Source organism: Mesotoga sp. BH458_6_3_2_1 (genome assembly GCF_003664995.1).
GTDB lineage: Bacteria > Thermotogota > Thermotogae > Petrotogales > Kosmotogaceae > Mesotoga.
Map to the genome: position 1 here is coordinate 125946 of NZ_JFHL01000009.1, position 12505 is coordinate 138450.

At 46.7% G+C, this 12505-nt stretch carries 8 protein-coding genes and 1 riboswitch; all 8 genes read left to right on the forward strand.

Annotation, left to right across the window (positions count from 1 at the left end):
• Nucleotides 1-17: 17 nt before the first annotated feature.
• Nucleotides 18-118, reverse strand: a riboswitch (TPP riboswitch).
• A 46-nt stretch (nucleotides 119-164) separates the two neighbouring features.
• The 8 genes from Y697_RS06510 (at nucleotide 165) to Y697_RS06545 (ending at nucleotide 11977) form a co-directional block, all read left to right on the forward strand.
• Nucleotides 165-1391, forward strand: coding sequence for a nicotinamide-nucleotide amidohydrolase family protein (locus tag Y697_RS06510; RefSeq protein ID WP_121550836.1), 1227 nt, complete (start codon nucleotides 165-167; stop codon nucleotides 1389-1391).
• Nucleotides 1367-4405, forward strand: a complete 3039-nt coding sequence (gene mfd / locus Y697_RS06515) for a transcription-repair coupling factor (protein ID WP_121550837.1) — start codon at nucleotides 1367-1369, stop codon at nucleotides 4403-4405. The genes Y697_RS06510 and mfd overlap by 25 nt, the downstream gene beginning before the upstream one ends.
• Entirely contained in the window at nucleotides 4395-5714 is a 1320-nt protein-coding gene (gene mnmE, locus Y697_RS06520) for a tRNA uridine-5-carboxymethylaminomethyl(34) synthesis GTPase MnmE (protein ID WP_121550838.1), read from the forward strand. The genes mfd and mnmE overlap by 11 nt, the downstream gene beginning before the upstream one ends.
• Before the next feature lie 5 nt (nucleotides 5715-5719).
• Nucleotides 5720-6424 (forward strand): hypothetical protein, encoded by a 705-nt coding sequence (locus Y697_RS06525; protein ID WP_121550839.1) that lies wholly within the window; start codon nucleotides 5720-5722, stop codon nucleotides 6422-6424.
• Nucleotides 6425-6582: 158 nt separating this feature from the next.
• A complete protein-coding gene (locus Y697_RS06530) occupies nucleotides 6583-7806 on the forward strand; it encodes a PLP-dependent aspartate aminotransferase family protein (protein ID WP_259462344.1) in 1224 nt (407 codons plus the stop codon).
• Nucleotides 7803-8753, forward strand: a complete 951-nt coding sequence (locus Y697_RS06535) for an alcohol dehydrogenase catalytic domain-containing protein (protein WP_121550840.1) — start codon at nucleotides 7803-7805, stop codon at nucleotides 8751-8753. The genes Y697_RS06530 and Y697_RS06535 overlap by 4 nt, the downstream gene beginning before the upstream one ends.
• Nucleotides 8750-9436: a YjjG family noncanonical pyrimidine nucleotidase gene (locus tag Y697_RS06540; protein WP_183083740.1), complete on the forward strand. Its 687-nt coding sequence runs from the start codon at nucleotides 8750-8752 to the stop codon at nucleotides 9434-9436. Before Y697_RS06535 ends, Y697_RS06540 begins: the two co-directional genes overlap by 4 nt.
• A gap of 1275 nt (nucleotides 9437-10711) precedes the next feature.
• Nucleotides 10712-11977, forward strand: a complete 1266-nt coding sequence (locus tag Y697_RS06545; RefSeq protein WP_121550841.1) for a LemA family protein — start codon at nucleotides 10712-10714, stop codon at nucleotides 11975-11977.
• The last annotated feature ends 528 nt before the right edge of the window (nucleotides 11978-12505 follow it).

A 12505-nucleotide genomic window follows, 5' to 3' on the forward strand; every position in this document is an offset into this window, starting at 1 on the left:
CCAAAAGAGATTACCGGAGGCGCTATCCATGGCCGTCCCTACGCCGGTGCTAACCGGATCAGGTTCATGGGGTCTGCTTTCAGCACTCTCAGCCCTTTGGGCTCCCCCGGCAATCGATTATACCACCAGCCGTTTGGTGATACAATTGACGAGGAGGTGGTCACTTGAAGGCTGCGATCCTTCTCACAGGAGACGAAATCACAAAAGGGATTGTAAAAGACAGCAACGGAGGCTATCTTGCAGAGAGACTAACTGCCCTCGGATTTGAAGTCCAATCAATAGTTGTTGTTCCGGATAGTAAAGAGTTCATCATGCGCGAGATCAGAAATGCTCTCGACAGATCAGATCTTCTGCTGATCACCGGAGGGCTTGGAAGTACCTTCGACGATATAACCCTCCAGTCGGTCGCCGACTATCTCGGAAGAGAACTCCTTTATGATGGAAATTACCATTCTGCTCTTGTAGAGAGTTTCACAAGAAGGTTCTCAAGAGAGGCTCCTACCGGTTTGAAACGTCAGGCATTCGTTATACAGGACTCTGTTCAGCTGCCAAATTCCTCCGGAAGCGCAAGAGGCGCCTTCATAAGAACAGAGAGTAATGAAATAGTGATACTTCCCGGTCCTCCAATGGAGATGGAGACTGTTTTCAAAGAGGCATTGAAGCATATTTCACTTCCTTCTGCTACGTTCAGTAGGACTATAGGATTCGTTGACTTGACCGAACCCGAAGTGGAAGACTTCACCGAGCAAATGCTTTCGAAATTCACGGATGTGAAGTTCGTCACGAGAGTACGCTACTATTCAGGACCAACGGTAATTCTTACGGCCAATGACGAATCGGCGTTGGAGGAACTATGCAATCTTTTCACCGATCGCTGGAATAAATATATATATACAACTTCAGGCGAGGAACTCGTCGATGTTGTGGTAAGGGAGTTGAGAGACAGGAAGCTGACAATTTCGATTGCAGAGTCCTGTTCGGGAGGAAGGCTCTCTGCGCTTCTCACTTCTGTTCCGGGAGTGTCGACTTTGTTTCCCGGCGGTATTGTCTCCTATTCAAACAAAGTCAAGTCGTCTTTGTTGAACGTTAGCGAAAACACTCTCAGACAATATGGAGCCGTCTCCGAAGAGGTGGCATTTGAGATGGCTGCAGGAACAGAAATTCTCTTCGGAACAGACGTGGGCCTTTCAGTAACTGGAATAGCCGGTCCTTCAGGCGGTAGCGACTTCAAACCGGTGGGGCTTGTCTGCTCCGGTATTAGGATAGGCAGTTCAATTAAGACCTACACCGACAGATTCAAAGGGAACAGAGAAACGATACAGCTTAGAGGGGCTAACACTGTTATAAAGAGGCTTTGGAGGTTGCTTTGGAACGAGTATTACATAAAGTAAACGATCCGATTTCCTGGATAGAGAAAGAAGCCAAAAGTAATTCCAGGAGCATTGTAATTTTTCCTAGTGAAAGGATGCTGGAGTCCTTCGTAGATATTCATGAGAAGAGAGAAGGAGATGGATTCTTCTTTTCTCATGATGTCTTTCCCTTTGAAGAGATTGGCACCTCCCCAAGAATAAGATCAGAACGGCTTGCGCTGCTTAGAAAGCTTCTCTTGAGGGAGCTCCGGACCGTCTATACATCCTTTCACGGTATTCTGAGAAAAACTGTGCCAATCGATGTATTCGAAACTCTGTCTTTGAAGGTTGAAGTCGGCGGCCCGTTCACTCTAAACGAAGATCAGCTTCAAAGCCTTGGCTATTCTAGATCCTTTAGCGTGACGATTCCCGGTGAATTTGCAATCAGGGGCGGTATTGTGGATATCTTTGTTCCCGGAACAGAAAGACCGATCAGGATAGACACTTTTGACAGGGAAATCGAATCGATAAGGAGATTCGATCCTGCTTCACAGAAGAGTTTAGATAGATTGATCGATGCATATATCACCCCTGCGGCCGAAGGCATAACGTCTTCTCCTTATAGGGAGCTCGCTCTCAAAAGAATCTCTGCGGCCGAGAAGGCAATCGGTTCGAAGGATGAAATTCTTTTCGACCGTCTCGATACAATGGATACAACCGCGGGGATCTTCTACGAGCGGCAGTCGATTCTTCTTGACTTTCTCGATGACTACAAAGTGATCTTCGTCAAGCCTGACGATGCCATACTCGAGTTTGGAAGGCGAGAGCGTGAAACTCTAGAGCTCTTGTCAGATAAGGCAGTAAGAAAATTCCTTTACATAAGGTATGGTGGAATATCCTCAGAAGTTCTGATGAAGTTGAGAGAGTATTCGATTGTGTCCGACGATCGGGTTTCCTCCCTAGACTATGATACCGAAATCAGCGAAGAACTGGAGATTATCAAGAGACCCAGAAGAGAGGAAGAGTTCTTGCCGAGAATACCCGTTGTCGACTGGACGGAACTTGAAGAGGGAGACTACGTGGTCCACAAAGAGTATGGTATCGGACGATATCTTGGCGTGAGGACGGTCGAGAACATTCTAGGAACTAGAGAGTATCTTCTGCTGGAATACAGAGATAATAACAAGATCTACGTCCCCGTGGACAGAGTAGATCGTGTTCACAAATACATAGGAACCACCGAAGGAATTCAGTTGAACTCCCTGCGCGGTACAGCGTGGAACAGACAGAAATCGAAGGTGAAAAGGGAAGTCACGGCCTTGATTGGCGAACTCTCGAATCTCTATGGCTCAAGAGAAGTGACCTCGGGAATTTCTCTGACTGGAGAAAGCGAGATGGAGAAGAGCTTTCGAGAAAGCTTTCCCTATGTTGAAACAGAAGACCAGCAAAAAGCTGTCGAAGAAGTTCTTGAAGACCTTGGAAGCAACAAGCCTATGGACAGACTTATAAGCGGAGATGCCGGGTACGGAAAGACAGAAGTTGCGTTACGGGCTATTTTCAGAACGATTGTCTCTGGAAAACAGGTTGCCGTGATGGTTCCCACAACAGTGCTTGCGCGTCAGCACTACGACAACTTCGAGGGTCGGCTCAGTCCATTTGGAATAAGAGTCGAGATACTCGACAGATACCGAACCGATACACAGAGAGGCAGGCTTCTGAAGAAACTGAAGAACGGCGAAGTCGATGTGGTCGTTGGAACCCACTCTTTGCTATCCAAAGAGGTGGGGTTTGCAGATCTGGGTCTCATTGTCGTGGACGAAGAACAGCTGTTCGGGGTTCTACAGAAGGAACACTTTAAAAAGCTGAGATTGCAGATCAATGTTCTGTCAATGAGTGCAACACCAATACCCAGAACACTGTATATGTCTCTTTCGGGCTTGAGAGATCTCTCGATAATATCTACACCTCCTTCCGGAAGAACTTCCCCGGAGATTTACGTAGGAGCAATCAACGATAGATTGATAAGAACGGCAGTGCTTAGGGAGACCAATAGAGGCGGACAGACGATTTTCGTTCACAATAGAGTCACCGAATTACCCGAACTACTTTCGAAATTGAGGAGCCTTCTTCCTGAAGTCAGGGTTGAGGTCGCCCACGGCCAGATGAACAAAACCGCTTTTGAGCGCACCATTAGGGACTTCTATCTTGGCGAACTGGACATGCTTCTATGTACTACGATAATTGAAAGCGGAGTCGACGTACCGAACGCGAATACCCTGATCGTCGATGATTCGCAAAGGTACGGCCTTGCTCAGCTTTATCAGCTGAGGGGTAGGGTAGGTAGAAGCAATCGAAGAGCTTTCTCTTACTTCCTCTATGATCCAAAGAGGCTCTCAGATCCTTCCAGAGAAAGGCTGAAGGCACTGAAGGAGTTCTCAGGTGCGGGAAGTGGAATGAAGATCGCAATGCGTGATCTTGAAATAAGGGGATTTGGTACGCTGCTCGGTGCGGAACAGCATGGAAATATAAACTCCGTAGGACTTTACTTGTATCGAGAGATGGTGGAAAAGGCGATGAGAGAACTCCGCGGAGAAGAGGATATTGGAGTTGAGGAACGCGCGGTCGACACAGAACTGAAGAATATCCCGTTTGACATGGTTATTCCCGAAGATTATGTATCCGACTCGATTGAAAGATTGAAGATCTATCGGAGAATCGCAGTCTGTAAAGAGGAGAATGAGATAAATGAACTTGAAAGCGAGCTCATCGACAGATTCGGTCGCCTTCCCTATCAAGTTACTTCTCTTCTCGATGCCTCACGCGTAAGACTAGGAGCATTTAAGATCGGAATAAGTTCGGTTGAATATGATTCTTATTCGGAGAGCATTATTATGGTTCACGGTGAGAATCATATACGTGAGTCGCTTGGGATAAAGGGACGAAGGCTTGTAGTAAACGAGCGTGAAGGAAAGTCGATTCTGTATGGAGTACCGGAGAGACATCTAATGAAGACACTGAAAACTCTTTTCCTTGGAGCTGAGAGAGTTGTTCAATGATCGAATCTGTGCTTTATCTACTCCCAGAGGTATTTCTGCAACGGCTGTAATACGATGTTCTGGAAAAGGAACAGTCGAAAGCCTGCAAAATCTACTGCCTGGTACGGCTCTTCTCCAGCACAGAAGGGCACAACTGGCAACGTTTGCCCAAGATGATCGTTACATCGACGAGGTTGTCGTCACTTTCTTCAAAGGACCGGCTTCATACACGGGTGAGGATCTTGTAGAGCTTTCCTTTCACGGCAATCCTCTGATAGTTGAAAACGCTCTTAAGGCGCTATTTGCAGTGGGTTTCAGAATGGCTTTGCCAGGGGAGTTCACGAAGCGGGCGGTTCTGAATGGCAAATTCGACCTCATTCGTGCCGAAGCAATTAACGCCCTGATAACTTCAAAGACAGAAAAGGCTCTTGAAGCTGCAATCAAGAGCTTCAGAGGCGATTTATCTGAAGAAGTGATTTCATTCAGAGCGAAGATAATTGAGCTCCTTGCGACAGTAGAGGTGGAGCTCAACTATCCCGAGGAGATTGAGACGGATTACTCCTCTCTTCTTGAAAACCTTTTAGATCTCAGAAAAAGGATCGCCGAGTTTATTGCCAGCTCTCAGAACGGCATTGTGATCTCACAGGGAATTAAAACGGCAATCGTAGGCGAGACAAACGTTGGAAAATCCACATTGCTGAACGCATTGTTGAAACGAGACAGGGCAATCGTATCTGATCTTCCTGGAACGACGAGAGATACGATAGAGGAAGACCTAAATATCGAGGGTGTGCTCTTCCGCGTAGTCGATACTGCCGGTATAAGAGAGGCAGAAGATGAAATCGAAGAACTTGGGATCGAAAGAACCCTTGAAGCCATTGAAGAATCAGAATTAGTGATCCTATTACATGACCCTCATAACTACACTGACAAAGACCTCGAGGAGGCTCTCAAGAAGAAGGGAAAGCGACTGATTGTCGCGGCAAACAAGTCAGACATACGCACAGTAGAAAAGGGTTCTTACGATATCATATTAAGCGCAAGAACCGGAGAGGGCCTGAAAGACCTCGAAAGACTTATGCTGAAGCTTACCGAAGACATAACTTCTATTGGAAATGAAGTGATTATTAGTGCCAGACAGAAGCAGAAGCTCTCGGACGCTATGGATTTCATTGGCCGATCGATAGAGGCTATTGAAAACGGAATGACGGTTGATGTCACAGGGACCATGATCGAGCAGGCCGCCAGAAGTCTCGACGATCTCCTCGGTACAAACGTAACAGAAGATCTGCTGGAGAGGATTTTCAGCGATTTCTGTGTTGGGAAGTGATTTAGTTGCTGGGAATTCTCTTATTGATAGCCGGCTCGGCCACGAGATTTTTTCTCTCTCCTCTCTGGTATTTCCTTGCATGCGCCCCTGCCTACATAATCTTTACTGTTCTGAGAAAGAAGTTTGATTACCGTCTTCTGTTGATTGCCCCCCTTATCCCAGTAGCTGCAGAGGTAATTGCAGTACTTCTTGGAAATTTTAGGGCAGGATTCCTTTTTGGTGACATAATCTGCATCATCACTGCATTGTTGGGGATGGGAGATGAACGCCCTAAAGAGAGATTGATAAAGAATCTCGGCCTCTCCGGTCCCGATAACAGGAAGAGAGTCTCTTCTATGTTCTACACCTTTGGCAGGGTAGCTCAGATTGAGAAGGTTAATATGAGTCAGAGCTATGCGATAATACACGAAAATGCATTTCACTTCACCGTCGATATTCCGGGGAGTGGAAGGGTCAGTATGAGAGTCCCAGTAGAAGAGATAGATGAGGTCTCAGTTCACATGAGCATGTCTTCCGGGGAACTGTATCTTCCATCGCTGAGGGATATGTTCTTGCCGGCAAAAAAAATCAAAATGATAGGCAAACCAAAGATTAAAGACTATTTCTTGCTAGTGAAGACTTCCGAAGATACCTATTCCTTCTATGAAGAGCCTGAGACTGTACTAAGGATTCAGGCAGAAATAGAAGAGGCAAAGAAGAGAACCGCTTAGCAGTTCTGAAGGCGCCCATCTTTCTGTATAAGGGCCAGTAGTATAGCGTTAAAGTGAAACATTCGATTCCTTTCCGTACAGATCCGCACCTCACTTGAGTTGTTTTGACGAAAATCCTGGGATCGATTCAGGTATCACTTCTTCATACCTGCGATATAATGTCAGAAGGAAGCGAGGTGTTTGATGTGGATGAAGAGAGAAAATATCATTTCGATACAATGTCTATTCACGCTGCGGAGCAAGAGGATCAGAACCAGTCGCTAAACGCTCCCATATACATGACTTCGACGTTCACGTTCACGGATCTGCAGCAGGCCGAAGACACATTTTCATTTAAACGGCGCGCGTACGTCTATACCCGTGGCGGCAACCCCACCATAAACCTCTTCGAGCAAAGGCTCGCGACTCTAGAGAATGGAGCCGATGGAGTGGCCTTCTCCTCGGGAATGGCTGCGATTAGTTCAGTTGTAATGTCATTCGCTGCGGCAGGCGATTCGATACTTGCCCACAGAAACCTCTACGGTTCAACGTTCGGATTTCTAAATCATTTGATCAGTAATTATGGCGTTAAGACAGAGTTCATTGACATGACCGATCTAGACATCGTAAAGCAATCCATTACTCCAGAAACAAGGGTGATATACCTGGAAACGCCGACGAATCCAGCACTCGAGATAATTGACATAGAAGGTCTTTGCGAAATTGCACACTCCAAGGGAGTAAAGGTGGTTGTAGACAATACATTTGCAACGCCTGTTTTTCAGAGACCTCTAGACTTCGGGGCCGATGTTGTTCTGCACAGCGCCACAAAGTACATATCAGGTCATGGAGATGTTGTTGGTGGATTCGCAACTTCAAAGGACTTTGATTACATCCAGAAGCTTAAATTTGGATATATGTGCGAACTGGGAGGGGTGTTGAGCCCATTCAACGCCTGGCTCCTGCTAAGAGGTATGAAGACACTCGGTCTGAGAATGGAAAGGCATGAGAAGAACGCGACCGCAATAGCCAATTTTCTAAAAGCTCAGAAAGAAGTCGTGAAGACTTCTTATCCGGGGTTCGAAGACCACCCAGGACATGAACTGGCTGCTCGGCAGATGAACGGCTTTGGAGGAATAATAAGCTTCGAGCTCGAAGGACCCAGAGAGAACGCAGAGAAGTTTGTTCGCAACCTGAAGCTCATCAAACTCGCGGTTTCACTCGGAGACGCCGAGACTCTTGTGGAAGTACCTGCAATGATGACCCATAGAGACTATCCCGAAGAAGAGCTACACAAATTCGGCTTCTCAGCCAGGACTGTTAGAATTTCCGCTGGTCTGGAATATCATGAAGACATCCTTGCAGACATCGAAAATGCTCTCGAAAAGGTCTTCAGACGATGAAAGCACTGATCTTTGACGGAGAACTCAGACTTGAAGAAGTCCCCTTCCCAACAAGGCTTCCCGGGACATCTCTGGTTAAGGTCAATCTTGCAGGAATCTGTAATACTGACATCGAGATTACAAAGGGCTACATGAACTTTTATGGAATTCTGGGTCATGAACTTCTCGGAACGGTAGTTGAGAGTGACTCGAATTCTCTTTCTGGAAAGCGTGTGACAACCGAAATCAATGTGCCCTGCAAAACTTGCGACCTATGCCAAATAGGACTTTTCAAACACTGCAGGAATATTAGGACAGTCGGTATTGCCGACTACCCCGGTGTCTTTGCAGAGTATGCAGTACTGCCGGACGAAAACCTTCACGAAATTCCGGAATCTGTCTCAGATGAAAAAGCTGTGTTCATAGAACCCTTGGCCGCCGCTGTTGACGCTCTCGAATCCGCAAATTACCTCCGTGATGATAAGGTTTGCTTGATAGGCGACGGGAAATTAGGCTTACTGATTTCAATGGTTCTTTCTGCAAACGGGATAAAACATCAGCTTATTGGTAGACATAAAGAGCGGCTCGAATTTCTGGAAACTGGCAATGTATCTTTTACTGGAATTGAAGATGCGAAGACCATCGACAGGTATTTTGACATAGTTATCGAAGCTACTGGAAATCCCGGAGGGCTTGCCCAAGCCCTGTCAATTGTTAGGCCAAAGGGAAGGATAGTTCTGAAAAGCACCTATAAGGGATTCCCTTCCATCGATATGACGAGAGTTGTGGTAAGAGAGATAGAATTGGTTGGCTCTCGATGCGGCCCATTTGACAAGGCGATTTCATTACTGGAAAGAGGATTTGTCGATCCCACACCACTGATAGCAAAGACTCTTCATTTCAGCAAAGCACACGAAGCCTTCAAAGCGGCCAGAACGTCGCTGAAGGTTATATTGAGGATGGAATGATTTTGAGCAGCCGTTACAGAATGTACTTCTTCGATCTTGATCATACAATTCTTGACTTCGAAAGAAGCGAGGTCGAATCACTTTTAGAACTCTTCAAATTGAGAGATATTTATCTTTCCGATGAACAGATAGACTCATACAAGAATATAAACACAAAATGGTGGGGCTTTCTGGAGCAGGGAAAGAATACAAAGGAAGAAGTCGTTGTTGGCAGATTTAAAGAGTATTGTGACTATATGGGTGTTACCTTCGATCCCGAAGAACTGAACGATGAATACCTTACCAGGCTTTCTGGGAAAGCCTACTTTCTTCCCGGTGCGAAAGAGTTTCTAATAACCATGAGGCGCCAAGGAAAACGAATGGCAATAATAACAAATGGCGTATACCGTGTTCAGCACAACAGATTCCTTTCGGCCGGCTTGCACGAATTCTTTGAGTTTTCTCTTTCTTCAGAAGAGGCTGGCGCCGCAAAGCCCGATGCAGAAATTTTTATTGAAGCCTTGAGGATGGCAGGTGTCAAGAGTGACGAGGTCGTCTACATTGGAGACAGCTTGGAGTCAGACTACAAAGGCTCACTGAATGCCGGTATCGACTTCATATGGTATGGACCTCATACCAGAAGGAACAAAGGTCCGGTAAATATCGCAAAAAACTACGATGAGCTATTGAAATTGCTTGTCTAGATTGCGTACTGACGGACTCGATGTCACCCGTTGGTCGCCAACAACCTTCCCTTCTCCGAGAGGACAACTGGGGTGGTTAGCAGGTAGGAGTTGGAAAGAGCAAAAGAAACTCGTTGACCGTTGAGCGGTTCTCCGTTCTCCGAAAAGAACAGTTGCAAGTTCCAAGATGCAAGTTGTGAGTTGTAAGAAAGGCCGGGGTAGGAGGTCGGGGGTTGCAGGTTCGTAAGAGCAAAAGAAACTGGTTGACCGTTGAACGGTTCTCCGTTCTCCGAATAAAAAACTTGTTCTTCGTTCCGACGCTCCGCGTCCAGGTTCTTCGTTCTTGGGCAAGCCCATGATTAGAGAGAGTTTAGACTCAACCAGTCATGAAAAAACAGCACTCATCGGAAACTCTCTTCTGGTTCTTGGCTTTCATAACTGACAATTTGCAACTGATCTCCACAGCTTAAAGCAGCTTCTAGATGCGAGATCCCGTGCAGACCCCCTGAACAGGAGCGCTTCAGGGCAGGCGCTACGCGATGACAATTTAAGATGACTGTGCAGTTCTCTTGTAGGGGCGAACGGCCGTTCGCCCGAAAAAGGTCCTGGTTGGAATTTCTGCCTTTTACGCGAAAAATGGGACAGACATGAGGAGAATTGTCAGTCCCTATTTTCGCTCTCATCTTCTCGTGAGCGAAGCGAACGTCTCCGACGTGCTCTTTCTCGGTTTTTACAGCGACCAGCGGGGTTTCGTTCTTAAGCGTTCAGCGGCTCCTAGCCCGCGAAGCGGAACTGGCCACCGAACGTGACTGGCCTCTGACGGAGGCAGAGACTGGCCTGCGCAGCAGACTGGCATGTTTTTTTGCAGCCTTGCGACCGCCGACGTTCCTCGGCGCATTGCCTCTTATGTTTTATAGTAGAATCACTTCTGCTCTTAAGTTCGGAGGACGGGGAACCGTTGACGGTGGACCTGATAAGGCCTCCTGCCGCAGGCAGCATTGCGTCCAATATGTTCTTTGTCATCATTTCTTCCGCCAATGCTTCTCAGCGCATCACTTCCCCGCACGCTTCTCCGGGCATCGCTTCCTGGGATGCACTTCCCAGCATCACTACTCCAAAGTTTCTCACCCGAACCTGTGTTTCCCCACGAACCAAAACCCGAATATTTGAGAGTAAAGTTGCCATCTCTGTTAAACTGACATTCACACATGAAGACAATCTGAGGCAGCGGCGGACAATTATATGTTAAAATCCGTGTAGATCATTTTGCTAAGTTGCGCTTTGGTGGTGAGATATGTGGATTCAAGCTCGCTTGTGAGGTTTGTTGGTTTTGGTCTATCGCTTCTTATGCTTTTCTTCTCATTCAAATCATACAAAAGAAAACGGCTTATTGATGACATGCCGACATCAAAGGCTCATGGTACTTTCATAGGTTTGGTTGAACTCTCTGGAAAAGTCGAATGTGCGAATCCCCTTACGAGTTTTCTAACTGAATCTCTCTGTGTCTATTACTCGTGGAGTATTTCTGAACACTGGAGCAGGATAACTACGGAGACTTACACTGATTCACAGGGAAGAACAAAGACCAGAACAAAAACAGAAAGCGGATGGAAAACCGTGGCTTCCGGTGAATCCATGTGCCCTTTTGATCTTCGAGACGAAACTGGGGCAATTCAAATAAGGCCTGAAAAGGCGAAGATTGAAGGCGAGAGAGTAATGAGCCTGCAATGCAGGCCATCTGACCCTCTGTATTATGGAAAGGGACCGGCCAGTTCGGTGGCAAACTCTGATCACAGACGTATGTTCACTGAGACGATTATTCCCTTAGGCTTGGAAGTGTATGTTGTCGGTCAAGCAAGAGAAAGGGAAGATATCGTGGCTCCGGAAGTCGCCTATGATAAGGACTCTCCATTATTTCTCATTTCCACAAGAGAAGAAAAGAAGATCGGTAGTTCCTATGCTCTTAACTACTGGCTCCTTTCACTGGGTGGTCTTGCTATTATTCTCATCTCTATCTTCATTTCTACCAGAATGGGCTTTTACAGATGGTTACCACATGCCACTGAAATCTACTTGACTCCCACAGCGATTTATCTTGGAATTTGGCTGGTAAGCTGGTTCTGGATCGTGTACAACAGCCTGAAAACTCTGCGTGAAAGAGTCAGGCAAGGCTTTTCACAGGTTGAAGTTCAGCTTAAGAGAAGACATGACTTGATTCCCAGGCTTTCGGCATCAGTTTCGGGTCTGATGAGGCATGAGCAAGATCTTCAAACAGAGCTTGCTGCATTGCGCGCAAAGGTTAAAGAAAGCGAAGGTGAAGCTGCAGAAAGCCTCCTGTCTCTTGTAGAAAACTACCCTGAACTCAAGTCAAGTAGCGCAGTCACCAAACTCCAGAAAGAGTTGACCGACACTGAGAATCGGTTGGAACTCGCAAGAGCTTACTATAACGACATTGTCACATTTTACAACACAAGGCTTGAAAGGGTACCCGACATTATCGTAGCAAAACTTGCGCGCTTGAAAACTCGAGAATTACTGAGCCACGAGGAGAACCAAAGTTAGGGAGGAATCTATTCCCTCACAGGAAACGGTCTTATTTCCTCTGCTACTCTTCAGTGTAACTGTATGCAATCTCTCTCTTTCTTCATCAAATGTGGGAACAGAGACCGTAAGAATCTGTCTGTCCACCCATTTTGTCGCACGAGAAGAGCGAGATTCTGACTAGGTACATTGTCAGAATGACAGAATGTGATGCTTTCTGATTAACCTAAGGGTGTCATCCCGTAGTGCTCCTATACGGGATCTGGGCTTTGAGAACGATCGGGGTTGGGGATAGCGGGTTGGTGGCATCAAGGTCAGAAGTGATGCTGCCTCCGGCAGGAAGTGATGCTCGCTGGCGCGAGGAAGTGATGCCCGGAAGGGCATCCGGGGAAGTGATGCTGGCGCTTAAGCACCAGGAGGCAAAAACCAAAGAAAAAGTGCAAGCAAATTAAAGTTGAAAGTTATCAAGTAGCAAGTGGTGAGTTGCAAGTAAAAAAACACAACAAAAGGGGGCTCGCGGCTGGGGATTCGTGAATACAAGTGGTTGAA

Excerpts from the sequence above, each read along its gene's own strand:
- Y697_RS06530 (WP_259462344.1), top strand. The coding sequence starts at position 6,583 with ATGTCAGAAGGAAGCGAGGTGTTTGATGTGGATGAAGAGAGAAAATAT.
- Y697_RS06540 (WP_183083740.1), top strand. The coding sequence starts at position 8,750 with ATGATTTTGAGCAGCCGTTACAGAATGTACTTCTTCGATCTTGATCAT.
- Y697_RS06535 (WP_121550840.1), top strand. The coding sequence starts at position 7,803 with ATGAAAGCACTGATCTTTGACGGAGAACTCAGACTTGAAGAAGTCCCC.